Genomic DNA, 24,139 nt, shown 5'->3' on the forward strand with positions numbered 1-24,139 from the left:
CCTCCGGTTACTTGAGGGAGTCCTGAAGGACGAACTTGCCGTTTCTGACGCCCAGGATCACGAATCCGCCGTTGCTCAGTGTGTGTTCATCGGTGAACTTCAGCGGGCCGGAGAAGATGTCGAAGCCGTTCAGGTCCTCGAGCGCCTTGATGATCTTGTCGCCGTCGGTGCTTCCGGCCTTCTTGATGGCCTCGGCCGCGACCCGCACGGCGTCGTAGGACTGGGTCGAGTACGGGCCGGGTTCGGAGCCGAACTTCTTCTTGTAGGCGGCGATCCAGCTGCCGGCGCCCGGAGTTGTCTCGGGGGTCTGGGTCATGGTCGCGTAGACGCCCTTGCCGTTCGCGGCGCCCGCGATCTCGACGAGCTTCGCGTCGACCGAGCCGTCGCCCACGAGGAACTTGCCCTTGTAGCCGGCCTGGCGGAACTGGCGGATCAGCAGGCCGCCCTCCTGGTAGTAGCCGGTCCAGTAGATGTAGTCGGGGTTCGACTTCAGCACGCTGGTGACATTCGGGCTGTAGTCGCTCTCACCGGGGTTGACCGAATCCTCACCGGCCTTGGGCGGAGCGCCGCCGATGCCCAGCTTGACCGAGGTGAGGTCGGCGATGTCCTTGGAGTAACTGGTGTTGTCGTCCATGACGGCGACCTTCTTGGCCCCGTCCTTGGTCAGCCACTTGACCGCCGCGACCGCCTGCTGGCTGCCGGTGCCGTTGATGAGGAAGACATGGTCGAGTTGCTGCGCGACCAGCTCGGTGGAGTTGGCCGCCGGAATGATCATGGGGATGTCCCGCTTGCCGAAGACAGGCAGGGTGGGCAGCGTGGCGCCCGAGCAATAGCCGCCGACCGAGACGACCGTGCCTGCCGCAACCAGCTTGTTGGCAGCCGCGACCGCGGTCTTCGGGTCGCAGGCGTCATCCTCGACCTGCAGCTTCAGCTTCCGGCCCAGCACGCCGCCCTTGGCGTTGATCTCGTCGATCGCAAGCTGCGCGCCGTTCTTCATGTACGGGCCGATGTCCGCGCTGCTGCCGGACATCGGGATGTCCATCCCGAGCACGATGGGGCCCTTGTTGTCACCCTCGGAGCTGCCGCCGACCAGTCCGTTGCAGCCCGTGGTGGACAGCGCGGCCACCGTGAGGAGCGAGGTCAGCGCCACGACGCGGGATGTGGTGCGGGCGGTTGAGGGCAGGACGGGGACGGTGGGTCTCTTCACGGGGGGACGCTCCTCTGCGAGGCAATGCGGACGGTCGGGTGTGAGGACCTGGGAGGACCTGGGGGATCGGTCGGCGGGCGACACGGTGAGTGGCAGCCGGCTCAGGACGCGGCTCTTCCCTGTTCCGGGTAGGAGCCCGCTGCGCCATGTGGCGTGTGACATTTCACATCGCACCAAGGTGATCGGTCAATGGCTTGAACCCGACCGTTGTCGTCGGGCCGGCCATGGCGTCATCGGCAGCGCAGACCGAAGACGGCGTCATCGAACCGGGCGGCTCCCGTCCGGAGTGCCGCGGGACGTGAAGGGGCGGGAGTTCCAGCACCGTGCAGCCGAAGCCAGTGATCCGCCCGACGATTGAGGAGGCCTCTGGATCAGCGACGGAGAAGACGAACGGCCCGGGTATCAGCAGCACGTTGTAGACGCCGCAAGCGATCAGGTCCATCAGCCTTTCCAGGCCCGGCAACGGCCCCCGGGAGCGCAAGCCGTTGTCCAGGTAGATCGAGGGCTCAGGCAGTCCGAGTTCTCCGGCACAGCTGCGAAGTGCGATCCGATGCGTTTCCATTCCCCAGGCATCGAAGGGAAAGCACCGAAGGTATCCAGCGATCCTGACCGTGCCGTACTCGGTAAGGTCGAGGCCCGCGAATTTCTCCTCCGCCATCAGACTCTCCAGTCATAACGGGATTTCCCCGGATGAATGTGGCCGGTTCATCCAGGAGACGGAGAGAAGGTGGCCAAGTCCATGGCCGGACGAACACAGTCCGGTCACCGATGGCAGCCCGTACCGCGGATCGCTGGGTATGGGGTACCGCCCGTGGAAGAGAACGCTGCGTAGTTCGGACCCCAGGTGTGCCTATGTGCGGCCGGCCGTACCGGTGGGGCCAGGGGGCCCGTTGGCACCCGCATTCGCCACCTCGCGGCGACCTATGGGTTGTTGGTGGTCAGCGCGTCGCGGACGGCATGGCGACTGGTGACGCCGAGTTTCTTGAGGACGCTGGCCACGTGGTGTTCCGCGGTGCGGGGGGAGAGGAAGAGGGCATGGGCGATGTCGCGGTTGGAGGCACCGGTGGCGAGAAGGCCGGCGACTTCCTGCTCGCGGGGGGAGAGCTGCTCGCCGTAGCCGCGGCGTCCGACCGGGCGGCGGGTTTCGCCGAGGTCGCGCAGAGTGCGCTGGCAGCGGGCGGCGTCGAAGGTGGCCCCCAGGTGCCGGTAGACCTCGTCGATCTCTGTCAGGTCCCGCGCGGCGCGGTGGGGCGTGGTGGGGATCAAGGTACGGGCGGCGTGTTCGGCGGCCTGGGCTGCGGGGTAGGGGCGGCCGATGCCCCGGAACGTGGCGCGAGCACGGTCGAAGTGATCGCGAGCCCGGGCCGGGTCGTTGTCGCGCAGAAGCAGTCCGAGGCAGAGGTGAAGGTGGGCGATCGCGGCCGGCGCGTCCTGGCCTTCGATTGCCCGCTCGAACTCCCTGGTCAGCTCCCTGGCCGACTCGGGCCGCCCGGTTGCCAGGGCGGCCTCGACCGCGACCGGAACCACGGCTGAGGCTCTGAGCCAGGGCCCGTTGTGTCGCAGGCTGTCCGCTGCCGGGGCGCTGATCGCCCACGCCGTCTCCGGCTCACCCTGGGCAAGCCTCACCCGGCCGATACCGGCGGCCGCATCGGCGCTCCAGACCGCGTAGTCACTCGCGTCTCTCGCGGTGGTGTACCTCTTCAGAGCCTGGCTCCACTGTCCTCGGGCCTCGGCGAGCGCCCCCAGAACCAGCGATCCCTCGATCTCCAGCATCTGGATGTCCGGGATCTGGGCGAACAAGGACGCGTAGGCGGCCTCCAGGTCGCTCCAGGCGCCCGAGTACCAGGCGAGTTCCTGGCGCAGTATGCGGCAGGTGGCGTCGAGTTGCGGGGCACCGGTGCGGTGGGCGAGGTCCCGGCTCTGTTCGAGCAGCGGGCCCACCCGGTCGTCGTGGCCGAGATCCAGCGCCGCATCGGCCGCGTTGTACAGCGCCCTGGCGGTCTGCCTCAGCACGGCCAGGTCTCTGCCTTCCCGGGGCAGCTGGTCGACCAGTTCCCATACCTGCGGATGCCCGATCTGGGCCAGCACCGCGATCTTGTTGGCGTCCACCGTGGCCCGCGCCGCCTCATCGGGACTGGCCTGCACAGCGCGTTCGGCGCGCTCGATCCAGGCCAGTGCTTCCGCGGCGGGCCGCCCTCGGAACGTCGCCCACAGGGCCAGATGACTCATCGCGTGCGCGGCGGTCTCGGGGCGCTGGTCGCCCAGCTCCTCGATGGCGCTCTCGAGCTCCCGGATGCCTGCGGGGGCGCCGGCCTGACTGGTGAGGATGAGGCCGAGTCCGACGCGGATCTCACCGCGGGTGGCGGCGGGCAGCTCGGGGTCGGACAGGATTCGTTGCAGGACCGCCGCCGACGCCGTGTACTCGACGCTGTAGGTGGCGGTGCGGCTGAGGGCCAGCGCCACGCGGGTACGTACCTCCTCATCCAGCCCGGGTTCGGCGAGGATGGCGTGCAGAACGGCTGCGGCGGTGCCCTGGTCACCCAGCGCGAGCGCCTGGGCGGCGGCCGCCTCGGCCTGTGTGAGCCAGCCCTCCCGGTCGCCCAGGGCACGGAAGTGGTGGGCGATCTGCACCAGCGGGGGGCTGTCCGACATGCGCAGGGCCGCGATCGCCCGCTCATGCAGGCGGCGACGCTGCGGCCCCGGGATGGTCTGGTACACGGCCTGCTGGGCGAGCGTGTGGCGGAACCCGTACTCCATCGGCCGGTTCTCGCGCAGCACCGCGGCCCCCAGCACCTCCATCAAGGCCTCCATGCCCTGTTCGGGGTCGAGATCGGCGACCTGGGTCAGCACGGGTTCGGCGGTGGGCACCGCCAGCACCGCGGCGGCCTCCGCCACCGCCACCGCCTGCGCCGTCATGCCCCGCACCCGTGTGGTGACCGCTTCCCGCAGCCCGCGAGGCACCACCGCCTGGCCGAGCCTGGTCACCGGATCGACCACCTCAACGCTCAGGTGTCCCCGATGTCCCTGTTCACTCAAGGTGATCAGGTCCTCCTCGACCACCAAGGGCAGGCCCGCACTGCGGTCGAACAGGATGCGGCCCAGTGCGTGCGTGGCGCGCGGGCCCAGGACGGCAGCGGTCAGGTCATGGATGTCGGATTCGGTCAGCGGAGCCAGGTGGATCTCCGCGCCGCTGGTGCCCGGCGGGCGGCGGTAGGCCGCGCCCAGGACGGGTGCGCGCGGCGCCAGCTCTTCCTGCCGGTAGGTGAGCACCAGGCCCAGGTGCGGCGGCAGGTCGCGGGCCAGGAGCAGCAGCAGCTCGCGGGTGGCTTCGTCCACCCAGTGCAGATCCTCGATGACCAGGACCGCGGTGCCGCACGCCTCCAGGACCGCGCGCACCGCCCGTACCAACTGGTAGCGCTCAGCCCCGGTCTCCTGCACCTCGGCGGGCGCGGGAGGCAAGTGGTCGGTCAGTTCCGGCAGCAGCGGCGCCAGAACGCCGGCCAGCGGGGACATCTCGGGGGCCGGTGGCAGGTAGGGGCCGGCCTGACGCAGGGCGTCGATGACCGGCCCATAGGGAAAAGGTTCGCGCAGCGGGTGGCAGCACCCGTAGAGGACCCGCCCGCCCTGGCCGACCAGGTCCGCGGTCACCTCGCTGACCAGGCGGGACTTGCCGACCCCGGCCTCTCCCTCGATCAGCACCACCGCGGGTGGATGCTGAAGGGCGCCCCGCAGCAGGCCCGACTCCCGCCGGCGGCCCACAAAGGCGAAACCTCCGCCGCCCGCGGCGCGGGGGCTGGGATCGGGACCAACCTTCATGAGCACCCTGCCGTTCACCACGGCCACGGGCCGGGTGGCTGCCCGTACATCCCGCGTCACACCCGCAACCTCGTACACCCCACGCTAAGCCCGCTCCGGCGAAGCGCGAAAGGACGACCGGCGGATGGTCGCGGCACTTTGAAGACGGCTGTCGCTGTCGGCCCGGGTGCAGTGTCCTCGCGCTTGCACCGGGTGTCTGCACGAATTACATGTGACATTTCACATAGAACTGCAGGTTTCCCTCCCCTGTTCGTGAGCTCCCGCAGGTCTCTAGCATCCGCGCCATGGATCTCGAGGTACGGCATTTGCGAGTGATCTGCTCGATCGCGGAGGCCGGCAGTCTCACCCGCGCCGCCGCATCGCTGGGCATGACCCAGCCGGGGCTCAGCGCCCAGCTGCGGCGCATCGAGATCATGCTGGGCGGGGCGATCTTCGACCGTGGACAGGCCGGTGCCGTCCCCACCACGTTCGGCGAGCTGGTGCTCACGCGCGCACGTGCCATCCTGCCGGGCATCGACGGCCTGCTGGCCGACACTGCCCGCGCCGCACGCTGCCGAACCACACCCGACCGCATCCGCCTCGGATCGGTGGGCGCCCCGATGCTTGCCGATCTCGTCGTGGCGGTAAGGGAGTTGTCGCCCCGATCGGAGGTGACGGTCCGCTGCCAGTACTCCCCGTCACCCCTGCTCGACGACCTCGCCGCGGGACGCCTGGAGGCTGCGGTCCTCGGTGACAACCCTGGCCAGGAGCTCCCGCCACGCGATGAGGTCGTACTGCGCCCACTGGCCACCGAGCCCGTCTTTGCCCTGCTCCCGTCCGCCCACCCGCTGGCAGAGCAGGAAGAGGTGAGCCTGAACCAGCTCATCGAGGAGGACTGGGCCGTGCCCCACCCGGACACCGACCGCACCCGGGAATACTGGGCGTCCGTCTTCGCCCTGGCGGACCGCCAGCCGAAAACGCCCTACGAGGCGGAGGGCCGGCAGCTGATCGAGCTCGTACGGGCGGGTCTGGCCGTCAGCCTCTGCCAGGCCACGTTCATCGCGGTGCCCGGCGTCGCGGTCCGCCCTCTCGCCGGGAATCCGATCTGGTACCGCCATGTGCTTGCCTGGCGTCGCGACGGCCCGCTCGCCGCACACGGCGACGAGATCTTCCGCAGGGTCGGAAGGGGCTATCTGGCCACCCGCGCCGCCACCCCGGCGTACGCACGGTGGCACGAACGCCATCCGCACTCGGCGCGGCTGCTGGACTGAGCGGCACGCCGGGGCGGTGTGGCCGGCGCATGTCGCGCCGGCCACACCGCCCGTTGACAAGAACACCTGCTAAGCGGTCACCACTTGTAGGTCCAGACCGTGTCGTTGTACGAGTCGGAGCTGTTCACGTAGATCCTGATGCGGGCGGTGTCGTCCTGGAACGACTGGCCGGGCTTCCAGGTCTGCATGTCCAGCGTGGTGCAGTTCCCGGTGGGAGCGGCGGCGGAGGGGTTCGTCACGATCCGGATCGGCCCGTTGCCGGTGGTGACGGAGGTGTCGACCTTGTAGATGACGACGCCGGTGGCGCAGGCGTTGGAGTCGTTGTTGGCGGCCTTGCGGGACTCGGCGACGTAGGCGGTGGTGGCGCTGGTCTTGATCACCGCCAGCTTGTAGCCGTTGCCCCCGTACTCCACTCCGTTGAGGGTCGCGGAGTATGAGCCGGTCGTGGACAGACAGGAGACCTGGCTGTCAGTGATCCAGCCGAACTTCCACGCGTGCCAGCCGAAGAACTGCGGGGCGGGGCCGATGACCTTGCCCATGACGTCCCAGCCGCCGACGTACTGGTGCAGTTCGCCGCTGAAGGCGTAGAGGTCGGGCAGGCCGAAGGTGTGGCCGGTCTCATGGACGGCGACCCTGGGGCCCCAGGTCCACAGGTCCTGACCGAAGGTCACCGCCCAGCGGATCACCAGCCAACTGTTCGTCTGCCCGTTCCAGACCCAGGTCACGTTGTTGGGGTCCTGGATGAAGGTGGGGGAGTGACTGATCGCGGCAGCGGTGCTGGTCGGCACGATGTAGTACGTGTCGTAATTGGCGAGGTTGACGCCGGCAGCGGCGGCGCTTGTGAGCGCGTCCTTGACATAGGTCTGGTGCGTGGCCCAGGAGAACTCGCGTTGCCAGTTGTAGGCGGTGGAGTTCTTCGGCATGCGCACCCAATTGCCGTACGGGGCTTGCAGATCCAGCCAGGTCTTGCCGTTGGAGGCGTTCCACAGCCAGTTGGCGGCTCCGGACAGTTGGTTGTAGTACGGGGTGAGGGGCAGGGTGGTGCCGACGGCGTCGGGGAAGTCCACGTAGATCACGCCTACGCGCTTGGTGCCGGTCGGGTTCTGGAACCGGTTGTAGTCGGTTTGCTGGCCCTCATCGGTGAAGCCGGTCGTGCCCTGGAGCGCACACGCGGAGGTGCTCCCGTTGAATGCATGGGCGGGGTTGGCGGGGATGGTGACCAGGGCCAGCAGAGCGAGCAGCGCGGACAGAACGATCAGGGGCGCCGCGGGGAGAAGACGCCGCGGCCAGGTCGAAGAGCGCAAGGTATGCCTCCGGGGGGAGTGATCCGGGCTCGGCCCGGCAGCTGCGATCGGCTCGCCGTCTCTTCGCAGCTGTTGCGATGTGGCGGAGGGCAGGTCGGCGGCTCGTTCAGGGGAGCTCTCACCTGCCCCGGGGGATCGCGCCGTCATCGGAGGTTCACCCTCCGGATCCTCCGGGCGATCGCGGAGCGTACCTGCCCGTCCATGCGGGGTGCCGCCTGGAATTGCCGCTGAGCAGGATCCGCTTGAATGTCGGTTGGGGGACATAGTGCGGGACGGTCAGCGCCTCGGGCAGCTCTCACCTGTTCATCACATGGCGTTATGAACCAGGAAATCCGGGGCTGGTGGCGCTACCCATCGTTTACTCCACTTAATGGGTGCGCTTACGCGTTGATCTCTTGGTGGCCGCCGGCGTTCTGTGGAGACAGAGGTTCAAGTCATCCGGAATGCGAAAAGGGCGGCAGATCATGACGATCAATGACGTGGACGGCCCGCTGATCGGCCGCCCGGCCCACGGCCCGGCCCACCCCAGCCGCCTGGTTCCCGGGCCATACCGAGGTGAGACCAGATCTCAATGGTTCGATCGCCACCCGGCCTCCGTGTCCGCCGCCCGGAGCTTCACCCGCGACATCCTGGTCGAACAGCCCCTTGAGGACTCGGAAACCGTCGAGCTGCTCGTCAGCGAACTGGTTACCAATGCCGTACGCCACGGAGCCGGCCCGATCCTGCTCAGTGTGACTGTCCGCGGCACGTCACTGCGGTGCGAAGTCACCGATGCGCATCCGGCTTTCCCCTGCCTCATGGCAATCGGCGCCGAAGACGAATCCGGTCGAGGCATGCGGTTGCTCCATGAGCTGTCCCACCGCTGCGGCGTCCGTGCGGCTCACCAGGGAAAGACGGTCTGGTTCGAACTGCTGGCTCCGGGCCCGGCCGAGGCCTCCGTCCCTGCTTCCGTCCCCGCCCCCGCTGCTTCGGCCATGCGTAGCGGCCCGGCCGCGCCGCTGCAGTGCTGGTCGGCAATCGCATAACTCCGGGTTATGGGCTTTCGAGATCTTCCCGACGGCGAACCGGAGGCCGGATGCTGAGCGGGCCACGCCGCTCGGACACTGTGCTCCATGGTCGGCCGGGACGCTCATACCACCTCGTGACGGGAGTACCGATGAGCATTGCCTGCGATCCCGCAGAGACGGCCACGACCGGCCCTGGCCCCGACGGACAGCGGCCTTTGACGGACGTTCGGAACACAGCCGATGCACCCCGGTCCCCGGACACGCAGGACTCCGCCTGCCATTGCGGGCAGTCGTTGGTGCGCTGCGCCGGTTGCGGTGTCCTGCGTTGCCTTGATTGCGACCCCTATCGTTCCGATGACTGCACCTTCGGAATCTGAGCGTTCGCGCGACGGCGGCGCTACCGAGGGGGACCCGGCCGCAGGCACGCCTCCCGGCGGGCGGCGTACCGACGAGTGCTTCATCGTCGTCGGGAGCGACGTGGCGCGCAGGGTCTGCGGCTCGCTGAAGTCGGCCGGTCACCAGGTGCGCCACCTGGCTCAGCCCACGGACGAGGATCTGCGCCGGGCGCTGGACCGGGAGGTGGCAGGCGTCGCGATCCTGCTCGATGATGATGTCGAGTCCCTGCGCTATGCCCTTGCGGTGGAGCACATCCGTCCGAACGTCTCGCTGGTGGTTACGATCTTCGACCGGACGGTGGCCGAGCAGCTGGTACGTGTGGTCCCGAACTGCCGGGTCACCTCCCCGGCGGACGTCGTCGCACCGACCTTCCTGGCCGCATGCGTCGAGTCCGACCTACTGGCCCTCACACGGACCTCGTCCGGCCACGTCGCCGCCCGCCGGGAGGGGGACAGTGTCCGTCTCGAGCCCTACAGGCCACCGCGCTCCTTGAGGTATACGGCACGGCTCGGGAGGCTGCGGGGGCAGCTTCGGCCGCACGACAGCAGCTCGCGGATCACGCTGACCGGCCTCGCCGGGCTCCTCCTGGTGCTGTTCCTGGACTGGCTCTGGTCCGTGACTCTCCATCACCGACCGCCGGTCGAGGCCCTGTTCGAGGCGGCGCGAACGGTGTCGGCCGTCGGCCCCGTGACCGCGCACGGTTCGGACGCGTACATGGTGTTCGCCAGCGTCGCGATGCTCCTGACCATCGTGTTCACCGCCGTTTTCACCGCGGGCCTGATCGATCGTCTCCTGGCTCCGCGTTCGGTCGGCATCGTGGGTCCCCGGGCCCTCCCCCGGGCGGGCCATGTGGTGGTGGTCGGGCTGGGACAGGTGGGTCTGCGGCTCTGTACCCAGGTGCAGGACCTGGGCATCGGCGTGGTCGCCGTGGAGCGGGACCCGGCAGCTCCCAACCTCCGGCTGGCCAGGGCACTTGGCGTGCCGGTCGTCGTCGCCGACGCGACGGACAGGTTCGTGCTGCGCGAACTCGGCCTGAACAAGGCGCAGGCGATGGCCGCCGTCGCCTCGGACGACTTGGACAACATCGCGGTCTCCGTCGCCGCGCTGGCGGTCGCACCCGATCTTCGGGTGGTCATACGCGCAGGTGACCACGAGGCCATCGCGGAGACCCGTTCGCTGTTCAGGATCGGCCTCGTCCACGACCTCAACAGCATGTGCGCCGCGTACACGAGCGCAAGCCTGTGCGGACTGCAGCCGCGCGGTGTGGTGGCACACGGAAAGCGGCTCCTGGTGGAACGGGCGGACGGAAGCTTCGTGCCCTGGCCGCACGCGGACCGGTGCGGCCATGAGTAGTTCTCGGGCACCGGAGGCATGACGCACGGGAGCAGTCCGCCGGTGCTCCGGCGGACTGCTCCCGTTCACGGCGGTCAGTGCCGGGTGTTGGTGTGCCAGATCGGTTCGCCCGTGCTGGTGTAGATCACCACATTGCCGTCGGCCTGGACCGCGAGCATGGCGCCCGGGTTGCCGGCCGTCGCCGACGCCCACACCGGCTGGGTGTCCGGCGTGTAGATCACCAGGTTGCCGTCCTCCTGGAAGACGGCGCGAGCGCCCCGCGTGGCCGGGTTGTTGGAGGCCCAGCGGGGGGACTCCCTCTCGTCGAAGACCACGAGCCTGCCGTCGTCCTGGAGTACCAGCTTCGCCTTGCCCGCGTCGACCTCGTCACCGATGTCCAGGATGGAGACGGCGGAGATCTCGTGGTTGCCGTCCTCGGTGACCCGGACCTTGATCTTCGGGGATTCGTCCGACAGTTTGCCGTCGGCCAGGCGGTCGAGGGTCGACAGTGACGGCGTGAACGCGTACACCGCTCCCTCGGTCCGTACGAACTGCTCGAACCGCACCTGCTTGCCGGCGAAGGAGACATCGGTCGTCGGGCCGATCATCGGGTCCGCGCCGACCTTTGGATCGCGCTTCGGGAAGCCGGTTTCGATGACCCAGTCCTTCTGGATGAACTCGAACTGCCTCACCAGGTCGGCCTGGTAGCTGACGAAGACCAGACCGCGAGCGGCGTCAGGTCCGTGGCCGCCCGCTCCCGCCGGGTCGAAGGGCAGGCCGTAGGGGATGCCGCGGCGCATGATGCGCCGGCCGTCGAGGTTGCCCTTCTCCGGTACGGGCGTCTCGCCCTGCTGGAACAGAAGCCCGTCACGGGGGTTGGTCTTGCGAAGGTGGGAGAACAGCGGGGTGATCTCCCCTTCCAGGTCGTTCGCGAAGCTGATGTCGTTGTCGTTCGCCGCCTCCGGGTCGGAGGGCATGTCGGCGTGCGGGCACTTCGCCACGGGCGTGCCCGAACGCCAGCGCCCGACCATCCGGGCCGCCAGCCACTCCGTGGTGGCCTCCGGGGGCACGGCCTTCGTGTTCTTCAGCTCCTTCAGCCGCGCCCCGATCTGCGCCCACCAGCCCGGAACGTCCTGGCCGAGCCTGCGCACCACGTGGAACGAGCCGTTCCGCGCCCACTCCGGCAGACCGGAGGGCTTGCCGCTGACCGTCTCCTCACCGACGACGAACTCGCCGGCCGGGATGATCCGGGTGCCCGGGTGTCCGTTCTTCCACTCCGGACGCATCGGGTCGGGCTCGTCGAATCCCTTGACGGCCGGCTCGCTGACGCCGTCCTTGAAGCCGAAGTGCTCCTTGCCCCTCCGGTCACCGAGCAGAGTCCCGCCGTCCTGCTCGAAGATGATCACTACTTTGTGGACGGAGGCTTCCTGCCGCTCCTGGGCGAGGGCCGCCCGGAGGTCCGCGACCCTGTCGGCCGCGATGGTGAGCACCGCATGCACGGGCTGCGCGTTGCTGTCGCCGAAGAGCCAGTTCTCCGGGGAGTTCTCCCCGGTGTCCCCGAGCATTCCGGCGCGTACGGCGGAGCCCTGCTTGAACGCGTGCTGCGTCGTGCCTTCCGCCGTACCGGGGAAGGGGTCCTTGCCCGTCAGCGTCTGCATGCCGCCATGGGTGAAGCTGACGCTGCGCCATACGGCGGTGAGAGCCTTGGGGTCGTCACCGCCGGTGTTGCCGCGTGCCTTGCTGAAGGCCGCGTTGAACGCAGCGACCTGCCGGGTGGTGGCGATGCGCGGCTTCAGGCGACGCAGCCAGGTGCGTGCCCGTGTCGCGTCGTCGAACTTCAGGAACAGTAGCTGTACGTGGTCCTTCTTGAAGCCGGCGATCACATCGCCCTGGATCTCCGTGCTCTCCCGCAGTGTCAGGTCTGTCATCGTGTCTCCAGTTCCTCGGGTTCTTGGGGATGGAATTCCTGCGTCGGGCAGCGGGCGGCGTCAGCCTGTGTTCGGCGGGCCGAAGGACACGAACTTGGCCACGCTCGGCACGCCGTCCTCGTTGAGGAGGAAGAGCATGTAGTAGCCGGGTGGCGCGGCTTCCGCCGTGGGCGGCGCCTGCAGTTCGAGGGATCCGTCGCTCCGGCTCTTGATGCGCACGTCGAGATGGCGCTGGCTGAAGTTCACCGAGTGGGTCGCGGTCGTCGGGGCCAGCAGGACGGCCCGCTTGACGTCCGCGGCGTCCGAGGTAAGGACCGTGAACCGGTCGTCGTAACCGACCGTGCGCCGGGGCACCGCGGAGAGGTCGGGACGCTCGCCGTTGTGCAGATAGGCCGGCTCGTAGATCTCGACGGAGCCGTCCATGTCGTCTTTGATGTCGGGGTCGTTGGCGATCTGCTGCGCCTCGTCGCCGGTGACCATGATGCGGCCGTCGGGCAGGACCACGGCGTTGGAGTGGTAGCCGCGCGGCAGCCGCTGGGCGGGCCCGAGCTTCCAGTTGCCGTCGGTGTCGCGCATCTCGGTCTGCCGGTACTTCAGGTCGGCGTTGGGGTTGTAGAGCCCGTTCCCGTAGTCGCGGATGTCGTAGGAGCCGTTGACGGTGAACAGCGTGCCGTCGGGCAGGATCAGGGTGTCGTCCTGCGTACGGCCGAAGGCGCGGGCGTCCTTCGTCTTCCACTGGCCGCCGACGAACTGGTACGTGTTCGGGTCGTCCCGGTCGCCGCCGAGGACGAGGACGGAGTCGGGACCCTTGAAACCGGCGGGCAGCGGCACCGCGGAGCCGTAATTGCGCAGGAGGACGCCGGGCCGGTCGGGCAGGCTCGTGCGGGTCTCGGTGACCGGGTTGAAGAGCCACTGCTGGTTGTGATCGCGGCCGAGGCCGTAGATCTTGCCGTCACGCAAAGAGAACAGATGCGGATAGTCGTGCTTGAACGGGGCTTCCGCCTTGAAGACGTCCACGGGCACGTTCTCGGGGACGTCGGTCTTCGTGGTCGGGACCGGGAGGCCGAGTGCCGGGAAGCGTTCCACGATGGGCGTGGGCGTGCCCCAGCCGAGCTCCGACTGCCCGGACATGATGAGGATCCGCCCGTCGGCACCGGTCACGGCGCTCGGATACCAACGGCCCACGGACATCTGCTCGTTGAGGGACCAGGTCTCTGTCCAGGGGTCGAAGACGAGGGACAGCTTGGCACCGGAGCCGTGGTTGCCGCCGAGATTGCCGCCGAAGACGCCGAGCATGCCGTTGGGCAGAAAGGCGTGACCGGCGCAGAAGAACGGCGCGGGACGTGGTTCGTCCTTGCCGTCCGGCATCATCACGGTGGGCGGCGTGACCTCCTTGAACGCGTCCGGGCCGCGGCCCTTGGCCGGGTCCCACAGATGCGCCCGGCCCGCATTCGCCTTGCCGATGATCTGGGTGGGGGCGGTCTCCTTCGTGGGGTTGGTCTCGATCCTCTCGAAGGAGAACATCAGGACCTTGCCGGTGGGCAGTTGCGCCACGTGCACGGCGAAGTCGGGTGACGGGAAGTACTCCTTGAAGACGCCGAAATCCTGCGCGCTGAACGCGGCGTTGTGCTTCGCCTGGGACTTGGTGAGCGACTCGAGGCGTGCCGTACGCATCGGCTGTGAGTAGTCGCCGAGGTCCTCGGCCGCCCGGCGGGCCCTGGCGTGCGTCTCGGCGTGCTCCTGGCCGAGGACGGCGGCCTCGGCCTGGTCAACGGCGACGTTGCCGCCGGTGTCGCGTTCTGTCACCCGGGGGAGGGGGCGCGGCTCGGACGCGCCGTCGTGAGCGGCGGCAGGGAGGGCAGTGACGAGGGGGGTGGTCAGGGCGGAGATGACGGCGCAGGCGGAGATCAGCGTGGACAGTCGTGGTCGTGACATGGGACTCCTCGTGGCCTGTCGGCCTCCGTGTGCATGACCGTGCCCTGGGGGGCGAGTGGTGAATATGCAAACGGAATAGACCGAATGTTACGGACTGTGACATAGGAACACAGAGCGTAATCACGTGCAAACGCGAGGAGTGAGCGTGTCGACCGGTCGGGAGGGGGTTGCCGGGCCAGTCAGGGGGTGGGTCGACCTTCGGCGTGGAGGCGGGGGACTGCGGCAATGGCCACGCTCGGACGGGATGACCGGCTCACGCTGAGGTGAGGTGAAGGGCTACGACGGGGCCAGGTGTCCGCGCATGAACTCGCGCCGCTGGGATCGGCGAACCAGACGTCGGCGGGGACAACGGCCATGCGCTGCTGCAGAGTTCGGGCTCGGGCATGGCGTCGAAAGCAATGCGCACGGGCCGTGTATGGCCCGCTGTGAGGGAAGCGGCGGTGCGCCGTGCGTTTCCTCGGGGCGCGTGGCCTGCCTTGCCAAAACGTCCAGGCCGGCCCTCGCGGGCCGACCTGGACGTCATGATCAGGCGGAATCAGACGCGGTCGAACCGGTCGAGGTTCATCACCTTGTCCCACGCCGCGACGAAGTCGTTCACGAACTTCGCCTTCGCGTCATCGCCCGCGTAGACCTCCGCGAGCGCGCGCAGCTCGGAGTTCGAGCCGAAGACGAGGTCGGCACGGGTGCCGGTCCACTTGACCTCGCCCGTGGCGGCGTCGCGCCCCTCGAACGTGTTCTGGTCCTCGGACGTCGCCTTCCACGTCGTGCCCAGGTCGAGCAGGTTGACGAAGAAGTCATTGGTCAGGGACCCGGGCGTCGTGGTGAGGACGCCGAGCGACGACTGCTGGTGGTTCGCGCCCAGGACGCGCAGGCCACCGATGAGAACCGTCAGCTCGGGAGCGCTCAGCGTCAGCAGGTTCGCCTTGTCGATCAGCAGGTACTCGGCCGGCAGGCGGTTGCCCTTGCCGAGGTAGTTGCGGAATCCGTCGGCGGTCGGCTCGAGCGCGGCGAACGACTCCACGTCGGTCTCCTCCTGCGACGCGTCGACGCGGCCCGGCGTGAAGGGGACCTCGATGTCGAAGCCGGCGTCCTTGGCGGCCTTCTCGACGCCCGCACCGCCGGCGAGCACGATCAGGTCGGCGAGCGAGACCTGCTTGCCGCCCGACCGGGCCGCGTTGAAGGACTCCTGGATGCCCTCCAGGGTGCGCAGAACCGTCGCCAGCTCGTCGGGCTCGTTGACCTCCCACCCGCTCTGCGGCTGGAGGCGGATGCGCGCACCGTTGGCGCCGCCGCGCTTGTCGCTGCCACGGAAGGACGAGGCCGACGCCCACGCGGCGGACACGAGCTGGGACACCGACAGGCCCGATTCGAGGACCTGAGCCTTGAGGGAGGCGATGTCCTCGGCGTCGACGAGCTCGTGCGTCACGGCGGGCAGGGGGTCCTGCCACACCAGCGTCTCGGACGGGACCTCCGGGCCGAGGTAGCGCACGACCGGGCCCATGTCGCGGTGGGTCAGCTTGAACCACGCGCGGGCGAAGGCGTCCGCGAACTCGTCGGGGTTCTCCAGGAAACGCCGCGAGATCTGCTCGTAGGCCGGGTCGAACCGGAGCGAGAGGTCGGTCGTCAGCATCGTCGGAGCCAGGCTCTTCGACGCGTCGTGGGCGTGGGGGATGGTGCCCGCACCGGCACCGTCCTTCGCCACCCACTGGTGTGCGCCGGCGGGGCTCGCCGTCAGCTCCCACTCGTAGCCGAACAGGTTCTGGAAGAAGTTGTTGCTCCACCGGGTCGGCGTGCTGGTCCAGGTGACCTCGAGGCCACTGGTGATCGCGTCGGCGCCCTTGCCGGTGCCGAAAGTGTTCTTCCAGCCGAGGCCCTGCTCCGCGATGGAGGCGGCCTCGGGGTCGGCGCCCACGTGGTCCGCCGGGCCCGCGCCATGGGTCTTGCCGAAGGTGTGACCGCCCGCGATCAGGGCGACCGTCTCCTCGTCGTTCATCGCCATCCGGCGGAACGTCTCGCGGATGTCGCGGGCCGCGGCGATCGGGTCCGGGTTGCCGTTCGGGCCCTCCGGGTTGACGTAGATGAGGCCCATCTGCACCGCGCCGAGGGGGTTCTCCAGGTCCCGGTCGCCGGTGTAGCGCTCATCGCCGAGCCAGGTGGTCTCGGGACCCCAGTACACGTCCTCGTCGGGCTCCCAGACGTCCGCACGGCCGCCGCCGAAGCCGAAGGTCTCGAAGCCCATCGACTCCAGGGCGACGTTGCCGGCGAGGATCATGAGGTCGGCCCACGAGAGGTTCTGGCCGTACTTCTTCTTGACCGGCCACAGCAGGCGGCGGGCCTTGTCCAGGTTCCCGTTGTCCGGCCAGCTGTTGAGGGGGGCGAAGCGCTGCTGGCCGGCCCCTGCGCCGCCGCGGCCGTCGCTGATCCGGTAGGTGCCCGCGCTGTGCCACGCCATACGGATCATGAACGGGCCGTAGTGCCCGAAGTCGGCGGGCCACCAGTCCTGCGAGGTCGTCAGCACTTCCTCGATGTCGCGCTTCACCGCGGGGAGGTCGAGGGTCTTGAACGCCTCGGCGTAGTCGAACTCCTCGCCGAGGGGATTGGCCACGGCGGGGTTCTTGGCCAGGATCTTCAGGTTGAGCCGCTCCGGCCACCACTGGCGGTTTCCGCCGCCCTGGGTCGGGTGCGGGGCACGCCCGTGCGCGACCGGGCAGCCACCTCCATCCTCCGTTTTCGCGTCTGTGACGATTGCATCGTGGTTCTCAGACATGGGAATCCTTCCGGACCAGGCGGATCATGGTGCTCAGGAACTGCGGGCGGTGGAACAGTCGGGGCTCGGGCCCCAGTAGGTGACCTCGGCCTCGTCGATCGAGATTCGGGGTTGTCGGACCGGGGCAGGCAGGGGGTCTCGCCGACCGCGCAGCCGACGTCAGCGTCGACACGACACGTCCCTCGCACCGGGCCTGGCGGCCGGCCATCACGTCTCTCCTGCCGTACTGGAGTCTTCCTGTCCCTTGGCTATCACCGGAACCGATCCTACAATGGACAGAATCCAAGTCAATAAGCGCGCCAAACCCGTATCCCATCGGAACCCGGATGTCCACCGGTAAACTCTGGGTATCCCACCGAACCTGAATAGGTGAACCGATATGAGCGACCTGCTGGAGCGACTGCGGGGGCGTGGCTGGCGGATGACCTCCCAGCGGCGTGTCGTTGCGGAGGTCCTCGACGGCGACCACGTGCACCTCACGGCCGACGAGGTGCATGCCCACGCGGCACAACGGCTGCCCGAGATCTCCCGGGCGACCGTCTACAACGCCCTGGGCGAGCTGGTCTCCCTCGGTGAGGTCATAGAGGTCTGCACGGAAGGGCGCGCCAAGCGCTACGACCCCAACGCACACCATCCGCACCAGCACCTGGTGTGCTCCACCTGCGGCACCATCCGCGATGTCCACCCGACCGGCAATCCGCTGGCCGACCTCCCGGCAGCGGAACGCTTCGGCTTCACGGTGTCAGAGGTCGAGGTCACCTACCGCGGACTTTGCCCATCCTGCGCGTAGCCAGGGAGTGTCTTCGTCATGGTTGATGGCGGAGGTCGTGCGGGCCGCCGGCGCCCGCATCGCAGTCGAGGAGTGCTTCTCGGCCGCAGCAGTGGGCCGCGGTGCGGCAATATTCCAGTGGCGAGCGCGGCGCCTCTCGGACATGATCGCGCGCATGATCTCAACGGTGACGAACATAGCGATCGACTGTGCGAACGCCTACCAACTGGCGCGGTTCTGGAGCGATGTGACTGGACGCCCGCTGGATCCCGAGGACGAACCGGGTGACGACGAGACCGAGATCATGCTGCCCGGCGGCCCGGCCTTGCACTTCAACGAGGTTCCAGAGCCGAAGTCGGCCAAGAACAGGCTCCATCTGTGCCTGCGCCCGGACACCTCGCGGGACGCAGAGGTTGAGCGGCTGCTGAAGCTCGGCGCCTCCCTCGTCGCCGATCGCCGCAAGCCCGACGGCTGGGGCTGGGTCGTTCTCGCCGACCCGGAGGGCAACGAGTTCTGCATATTGCTGGCCGAATCCGAACGAGCCGCATTGTCCTCGTGACCTCAGTCCTCGCTCAAGCCCGGCATCGGCCCCGCGATAGCGGATTAGGCCGCAGGGCGGTGCGGAGAAGGGCTGACCGGACCGCTCACACCCGGATGACCTGTGGGCCCAGCTGCGCATAGCGCTGGGCCTCCACGGCCGAGAGCGAGGTGTCGGTGACGATGGCCTCGAAGTCCGTTACCTCGGCGAACCGGCAGAAACTCACCGCGCCGAACTTGGTGTGTATGCCGGAGAATATCCGGCGCCGGGCCGACTTCATGGCCTGCGCCTTCACATGCCCGACCGCCGGATCGGGCGTCGTCAGCCCGTGCTCCCGGGAGATGCCGTTGGCCCCGACATACGCCAGATCGATCACCAGGCCCGCCAGCATCCCGGTCACCCAGTGATCCACCGTGGCCAGCGTGTTGCCCCGCACCCGCCCGCCCAGCAGCAATACCTGTGTGTGCTCCCGCCCGGCCAGCGAGCCCGCGGTGGAGAGTGACGCGGTGACGACGGTCAGCGGCCGGTCCTGGGGCAGCGCCTCGGCGATCAGCTGCGGGGTGAAGCCCTCGTCGACGAAGACGGTCTCCGCCTCGCCGAGCAACTCGACGGCTGCCGTGGCGATGCGGGCCTTCTGCGGTACGTACCGGGTGGTGCGGGCTGCGAGCGTCGTCTCGAATCCGGCGCTCTCGACAGGGTAGGCACCTCCGTGCGTACGCCGGACCAGGCCGTACTCCTCCAGCACCCGCAGATCCCGCCGCACGGTCTCCGGGGAAACCCTCAACTCCGCCGCGACGGCGGCGACTTCCATCGATCCATTGCGTCGGGCAACCGCGAGAATGGCACGTCGACGCTCCTCGCCGTCCAGGGCGTTCTCCTTACTGTGCATCTGCGCTCGGGCGGGGAGCGCTCTCAGGACGCCCCGACGACCCGTCGTCGCCGTCGAACCGCGTCCCTCAGGGCAACGGTCTCAGGCTGCGGAAGTCCTCGGTTTCGAGGTTACCGTCGCGCCGAACGGCAACGAGGACTGGGTGGTTGGCAGGCATGAGGGCTGACGGGAATACCGGTCCGGCTCTGTCTTCGGGCGTCAAATTTCTTCAGAAGTGGACGAGTTGACGATCCATCCGGACGGATCCCGTCAGACCCTGGCATAGCGAATACGGCCAGACCTATAGTCCAGATGTGGCCGTTCCGACCGGAATCAGGCCATGGCGCGTGCCTGTGCCCTGCGCTTGGTGCACACGGGGCAGCACACCAGCCTTGGGGGAGGCTTCGTGGGGCACGAGGGTTTACAGGAGACGCTGCCCGACCTGCTCCTGGCCGTGACAGCGCGGATCAGTTGTGGCGGCCAGAACGGGACGGGGTTCTTCATCGCACCCGGCACGCTCCTGACGGCCGCACACGTCGTACAGCAGGACGACTGCACCGTCCACTGGCGGGGCGAGGCCCGGCCCGCAACCGTAAAGCTGAGACTGCCGGAAGAGTTGTCGGCGCCCGCCCAGCGGGGCAACTACCCGCTGCCCGACCTGGCCGTCGTCGAGACTCCGCATTTTTCCGGGCACCCGTTCGCCGACCTCGATACGGAGCCGGCCGGCACCGGGGGCAGACCTGACGAGCTCAGCACGGTCGGTTTCACTAGCCGGTTCGACGGCACCCGTCGCCTGCAGGACCGGGCCGACTACCGCGCGCTGGGCACCACAGTCCTGGACGGGGTGGAGCTGCTCCAGGTCAGCGAGGGAGTCATGCTGCCCGGAATGAGCGGCGCACCCGTCCTCAACACCCGGACCGGGAGGATCTGCGCCGTCATCAAGCGCACCGCCGACGACCGGCGTCTGGCAGCGGGAGGATGGTCCGTCTCGCTCCCGCCCCTCATCGAGCGCGACCCCACCCTGGCCACACTCGTCAACCGTGGCGGACGCTGGCGGGCGGCGCGCCGCCGCTCCCTCTTTCCCGAACTCGACGACTTCCTGACGATGCCGCGGCGCATGCCGAAGCCGGACGAGGCGGACAGCCCTTCGTGGCCCCTGCGCCCCGAATACGGAGTCGTCCCCTTCCACGGCCGCGACCAGTGGCAACGGGATCTGATCGGCTGGTGCGAGTCGGCCGAGGGCGTCTCCCTGCGGCTCGTCACCGGACAGGGCGGGGCGGGAAAGACCCGCTCGGCTCTGGAACTGCTGGACGACAGACGGCGCGCCGGATGGATCGCAGGATCCCTCGGCGCGGCCGTGACCCACCAGTCGCCCGAGCGGCTGGCGTACATGATCAAGCGGCTCGCCGGACTGGGAGAGCCCACCCTGGTGGTGATCGACTACGCCGAGAGCCTGTCCAGCCTCGGCACACTGCTCGATCTGTGCGGCCAGTACTTCAAGGAGTCCTCCACCCTGCGTCTGCTGCTGCTGGCCCGGAGGGCGGGAGCCTGGTGGACCAAGGCGCTGCGCGAGCAGCTCGCCGACCGCGCGATGCGGCGCCAGGCGGATGACAGCCGTCATGTGCTGGGGCTGGCCGGCCTCGCGGACACCGACGAGGACTGGCAGGCGGAGTTCACCTTCGCCCTGGAGGCGTTCGCGAAGCGGCACGGTGTACCCGTGCCCACCCAGGTTGCCCTGGAGACGCGCCCCGACGACCACCCACCGGTGCTCCAGGTTCATGCCGCGGCCCTGCTCGCCCTCCTCAAGGCGCGGGAGAACCCGCTGGTCGAGCACACGGTCACGCCCGGCACAGAGGTCATCAAGGAACTCCTGGACCGGGAGCGCAGCTACTGGACCCGCAGCGGAAGGAACCGGCTGAGTCAGGAGGTCGGACCCTCCGAACGGGACCTGGCCGTAGCGCTGTCCGTACTCGTCGGTGCGGACGACCAGGAGTCCGCCGTCGAGCTCATCAGCCGGGTCTTCGGCTTCCGTACGGGAACGAGCCTGGAAATCGCGGAGTGGCTGAGCTCGCTCTACCCGGTGGGCCAGGGCGACGGATCGCGGTACTGGGCGCCGCTGCGCCCCGACCTGATCGGAGAGCACCATGTCGCGGTCGAGTTCGGACAGCAGCCGTTCATGGCGGACAAGGCGCTCACCGGACTCGACGAGCACCGGCTGCGGCACGCTTTCACCGTGCTCGCCCGCGCCGCACAGCACAGCCCCGAGGCGCAAGCGCTTGCCGTGACCCTGCTGAGCAAGCGGCAGTTGGAACGCCTCCCCGTCGCCGTCCGTCTCGCGCCGAGCGTGGGCCGGGGCCTCGGCTCCGTCATCAAGGAAGTCCTCGCCGAGAAAGCACTCGACGAGGGCGTCATCGAAGCCGTCGTGGAGGCCATGCCGGTCAGCAGTGTCGAACTGACGCCGGTGTCCAGCTTCTTGATGGGCCACCTGGACGCGTCCGAGCTGGCTCCCTGGCTGCTGCTGGAGTACGGGGCGGATCTGATCTCCACGGGCAGTCTCACCGAGGGGGTCGCGGCGCTGCGCGACGCGGTGGTTCAGTACGAGGACCTGGAGCGCGAGAACCCGGGCAGCCAGACCGACGACATCGTCGTCGCGTACGGCGCCCTCGGCGTGGGACTCGCCCATTCCGGGCGGGCCGAAGAAGCCGTCGCGTACTGCAAGAAGGCGGTCGGGATCTGCCGCACGGTCGAGGAACCGGGACGCTCCGGGGTCGTCGCCCTGCTGTCGGCGGCGGAGGCTCTGCTGGTCGCAGGGCGCGCGGCGGAGGCCGAGAACCTCGTGAACCAGGCCATCGCCGCCATGCGCACGCTGCCGCCCGAGGTCATCGACAACGCGGCCATGGTGTCGGCGGCGCTGGCCACCAAGGCGCAGATCCTCGTCGTGATGGGACAGGTGGAACGGGCGCAGCGAGCGGCGGACGCCGCACACGAATCCCTGCCGCCCGAAGCGCTGGAGAACCGGGACCTGTACGGCCTGGAACTGGGCGCCGTCGCATCCGCGCGGGCGATCACCGCTTTCGCCGCCGAGGACACGCGCAACACCGAGCGACTGCTGAACGAGGCCCTGGCACACCTGACATGGCTGAACGGCCAGGGAATCCGGGCCCTGAACACGGCTCTGTGTTTCCTTCTGGTGGCCCGCGCGCACATCGCCTTCGAAGCCGGGGAGACGAAGCGGGCGCGCGAGATGAGCCGCAGCGCCGCGGCGATCGCGGCCCAGCATCGCGAAGCGGGCTACGGACGTGCCGGATTTCTGCTTGTGCACGCCCTGGCCTCACTGCGCGACATGGGTGCCGCACTCCCCGAATCCCTCTTGGAACTGCTGCCCCGTCCGGAGGACTTGGTGGCCGGCGAGGGCCACGAACTCGAGCCGACAGCCGACTTCGCGCTGCGTCTGGCGACCAAGACCGTGGAGATCGCGGAAGGCGTCTCGCCCGACACGGTCTCCCAGGTCCTCGTACGGCACCGGCTGGCCAAGGAGTGTGCGGACACGGACCGGCAACGGGCCGTCGAGCTGGCCAGGGAGGCGCTGGCCCTTGCCGAGCCCGGCGACAACCAGGACGGGGTCACCCTCCCGGGCGAGGCCGCCGATCTGCTGCACGACCTCAGCCTGTGGGTGGTGCCCCAGGAGAACGCCGAGAAGATGCACTGGCGTGAGGCACGCGATTACGCCCGGAGAACGGTGGAGCTGCGCCAGTCGCTCGCCGACACCGACCCGGGAGCCAGCCAAGTGGCCGCGCTCGTCGATGAGCTGATCGGCCTGGGCGGTATCGAGGCCGCGTTGGAGGAACAGGAAAACGCCCTGGCGGCGTACGCACGGGCCGCCACGGCGGGCGCCGAACTGCTGGAGACCCGGCCCGGACGGCTGCTGTCTCCGGTGGCGCGCGCCATGTCCCAGCAAATGGTCACCCTGGTGGAACTGGAACGTGTGGTGGAGGCACTGGGAGTGTCCGAGCGGCTCCAGGCACGCAATCTGCGCTTTCGCGGGGTCCTCGCGGAGACCAACCCGGGTCTGATCTCCACCACCCTCGTTCAGCACGGTCAACTCCTGGTGTTGCGGGAGAGGTTGCCGGAGGCGATCGAGTTCGTCGCCGAGGGCGTCGAGAGGGAGTTCTTCGGGGCTCCGGAGGTCTGCGCGCCCCTGGCGCACGCGCCGCATCCGATGCTCTACCTCGTCGAGTTGCGTATCCGCGCCGGGGACACGGAGGGCGCCCTGCGCGATCTCGTCCGCGTCGGCGAGGTGTGCGGGAAGATCGACGACCCGGCGCGCGCGCTGGCCCGGGGCTTGCGGCTGCAGGGCGAGGCGATGCGGCTCGAGGGGCGGCTGGACGACGCCGTGGTTCCGCTGGGTCAGGCCCTCGCCTCCTACCGGAGGTTGGCGGGCCCGGCCGCCGGGAACCCGCAGGTGCTCGACAGCCTCGGCGCTCTGGCGTACACACATGTCGCCGCCGGCCACCAGGAGATCGCGCTGCCGCTCTGCGACGAGCTGGTGGCGGCCTACGAGGGCTCGGAGGACAACAGGGGGTTCGCGGCGGAGTGGCGGCTGCGCCGCTCGTACGTACGGAGTCTTCTGGGGGACCTGCCTTTGGCCCTGGACGACTCCGTGGTGGCCGAAGCGGAGTTCCGTGCGGCCGGAGCACAGTGGGGTGTCCGCGACGCGCTCATCGCCCAGGCTCTGCACCGGCTGGCCGCCGGGTGCCCCGCGGATGCGCTGGAGGCGGCCGACGAGGCGGAGGCGCTGGGGCATGAACTGCTGCGCGCGGACGCCGAAACCAACGCGCTGTGGCTGGTGCACGCCATGAATGTGCGGATCGCGATCCTTCGGGAGCTCGGCATGACCTCCACCGAGGATGAATCATTGGCCAACGCTTTGCGGATCCGCTATGCCCTGGAGATGGATGGACTTATGGAATTCATTCAAAGAGCTGTCGGCAGTTGCCGTATGACCTATGATTAATTCCAGTT

The 24,139-nt window shown here is 68.9% G+C and carries 14 protein-coding genes; 6 read left to right on the top strand and 8 right to left on the bottom strand.

Annotated elements, in window-relative coordinates; all coding sequences use genetic code 11:
• Positions 1 to 7: 7 nt before the first annotated feature.
• From OG741_RS34150 to OG741_RS34160, 3 genes are all read right to left on the bottom strand, one after another.
• Positions 8 to 1,207: a branched-chain amino acid ABC transporter substrate-binding protein gene (locus OG741_RS34150; protein ID WP_405604121.1), complete on the bottom strand. Its 1,200-nt coding sequence runs from the start codon at positions 1,205 to 1,207 to the stop codon at positions 8 to 10.
• A gap of 163 nt (positions 1,208 to 1,370) precedes the next feature.
• Positions 1,371 to 1,865, bottom strand: coding sequence for a hypothetical protein (locus OG741_RS34155; RefSeq protein ID WP_405604123.1), 495 nt, complete (start codon positions 1,863 to 1,865; stop codon positions 1,371 to 1,373).
• Between the two features lie 263 nt (positions 1,866 to 2,128).
• Positions 2,129 to 5,083 carry an ATP-binding protein gene (locus tag OG741_RS34160; RefSeq protein WP_405604125.1) on the bottom strand — a complete coding sequence of 985 codons (2,955 nt, stop codon included), beginning with the start codon at positions 5,081 to 5,083 and terminating at the stop codon, positions 2,129 to 2,131.
• 224 nt (positions 5,084 to 5,307) lie between these two features.
• Here OG741_RS34160 and OG741_RS34165 point away from each other — a divergent pair, with 224 nt between their 5' ends.
• Complete coding sequence (locus tag OG741_RS34165) at positions 5,308 to 6,273, top strand: LysR family transcriptional regulator (RefSeq protein WP_405604127.1); 966 nt, start codon at positions 5,308 to 5,310, stop codon at positions 6,271 to 6,273.
• Positions 6,274 to 6,350: 77 nt separating this feature from the next.
• Here OG741_RS34165 and OG741_RS34170 read toward each other — a convergent pair whose 3' ends face one another.
• Positions 6,351 to 7,577: a peptidase M6 gene (locus OG741_RS34170; protein ID WP_405604129.1), complete on the bottom strand. Its 1,227-nt coding sequence runs from the start codon at positions 7,575 to 7,577 to the stop codon at positions 6,351 to 6,353.
• 479 nt (positions 7,578 to 8,056) lie between these two features.
• On the opposite strand from OG741_RS34170, the gene OG741_RS34175 reads away from it, so the two are divergent.
• The gene (locus OG741_RS34175) at positions 8,057 to 8,602 is read left to right on the top strand and encodes an ATP-binding protein (RefSeq protein ID WP_405604131.1); all 546 of its coding nucleotides are present in this window, start codon (positions 8,057 to 8,059) and stop codon (positions 8,600 to 8,602) included.
• Positions 8,603 to 8,938: 336 nt separating this feature from the next.
• The gene (locus tag OG741_RS34180) at positions 8,939 to 10,333 is read left to right on the top strand and encodes an NAD-binding protein (RefSeq protein WP_405604133.1); all 1,395 of its coding nucleotides are present in this window, start codon (positions 8,939 to 8,941) and stop codon (positions 10,331 to 10,333) included.
• A gap of 74 nt (positions 10,334 to 10,407) precedes the next feature.
• On the opposite strand, the gene OG741_RS34185 is transcribed toward OG741_RS34180, so the two are convergent.
• From OG741_RS34185 to katG, 3 genes are all read right to left on the bottom strand, one after another.
• Positions 10,408 to 12,240, bottom strand: a complete 1,833-nt coding sequence (locus tag OG741_RS34185) for a Dyp-type peroxidase (RefSeq protein WP_405604135.1) — start codon at positions 12,238 to 12,240, stop codon at positions 10,408 to 10,410.
• 60 nt (positions 12,241 to 12,300) lie between these two features.
• A complete protein-coding gene (locus OG741_RS34190; RefSeq protein WP_405604137.1) occupies positions 12,301 to 14,175 on the bottom strand; it encodes a galactose oxidase-like domain-containing protein in 1,875 nt (624 codons plus the stop codon).
• Between the two features lie 535 nt (positions 14,176 to 14,710).
• Positions 14,711 to 16,942 (bottom strand): catalase/peroxidase HPI, encoded by a 2,232-nt coding sequence (gene katG / locus OG741_RS34195; protein WP_405604139.1) that lies wholly within the window; start codon positions 16,940 to 16,942, stop codon positions 14,711 to 14,713.
• 379 nt (positions 16,943 to 17,321) lie between these two features.
• Between katG and OG741_RS34200 the strand changes: the two genes are divergently transcribed.
• Together OG741_RS34200 and OG741_RS34205 are read left to right on the top strand one after the other, a co-directional pair.
• Positions 17,322 to 17,732, top strand: a complete 411-nt coding sequence (locus tag OG741_RS34200) for a Fur family transcriptional regulator (protein ID WP_405604141.1) — start codon at positions 17,322 to 17,324, stop codon at positions 17,730 to 17,732.
• Between the two features lie 154 nt (positions 17,733 to 17,886).
• Entirely contained in the window at positions 17,887 to 18,270 is a 384-nt protein-coding gene (locus tag OG741_RS34205; protein ID WP_405605920.1) for a VOC family protein, read from the top strand.
• Between the two features lie 85 nt (positions 18,271 to 18,355).
• On the opposite strand, the gene OG741_RS34210 is transcribed toward OG741_RS34205, so the two are convergent.
• Positions 18,356 to 19,117, bottom strand: coding sequence for a DeoR/GlpR family DNA-binding transcription regulator (locus OG741_RS34210; RefSeq protein ID WP_405605922.1), 762 nt, complete (start codon positions 19,115 to 19,117; stop codon positions 18,356 to 18,358).
• Between the two features lie 406 nt (positions 19,118 to 19,523).
• On the opposite strand from OG741_RS34210, the gene OG741_RS34215 reads away from it, so the two are divergent.
• Positions 19,524 to 24,131 carry a trypsin-like peptidase domain-containing protein gene (locus tag OG741_RS34215; RefSeq protein ID WP_405604143.1) on the top strand — a complete coding sequence of 1,536 codons (4,608 nt, stop codon included), beginning with the start codon at positions 19,524 to 19,526 and terminating at the stop codon, positions 24,129 to 24,131.
• Positions 24,132 to 24,139: the final 8 nt, after the last annotated feature.

Origin of the sequence: Streptomyces sp. NBC_01410 (assembly GCF_045040195.1) — a bacterium.
GTDB lineage: Bacteria > Actinomycetota > Actinomycetes > Streptomycetales > Streptomycetaceae > Streptomyces.

Coding starts and splice junctions, on each gene's coding strand:
- OG741_RS34155 (WP_405604123.1), bottom strand. CDS start 1,865: ATGGCGGAGGAGAAATTCGCGGGCCTCGACCTTACCGAGTACGGCACG.
- OG741_RS34205 (WP_405605920.1), top strand. CDS start 17,887: ATGATCTCAACGGTGACGAACATAGCGATCGACTGTGCGAACGCCTAC.
- OG741_RS34185 (WP_405604135.1), bottom strand. CDS start 12,240: ATGACAGACCTGACACTGCGGGAGAGCACGGAGATCCAGGGCGATGTG.
- OG741_RS34190 (WP_405604137.1), bottom strand. CDS start 14,175: ATGTCACGACCACGACTGTCCACGCTGATCTCCGCCTGCGCCGTCATC.
- OG741_RS34180 (WP_405604133.1), top strand. CDS start 8,939: ATGACTGCACCTTCGGAATCTGAGCGTTCGCGCGACGGCGGCGCTACC.
- OG741_RS34200 (WP_405604141.1), top strand. CDS start 17,322: ATGAGCGACCTGCTGGAGCGACTGCGGGGGCGTGGCTGGCGGATGACC.
- katG (WP_405604139.1), bottom strand. CDS start 16,942: ATGTCTGAGAACCACGATGCAATCGTCACAGACGCGAAAACGGAGGAT.
- OG741_RS34165 (WP_405604127.1), top strand. CDS start 5,308: ATGGATCTCGAGGTACGGCATTTGCGAGTGATCTGCTCGATCGCGGAG.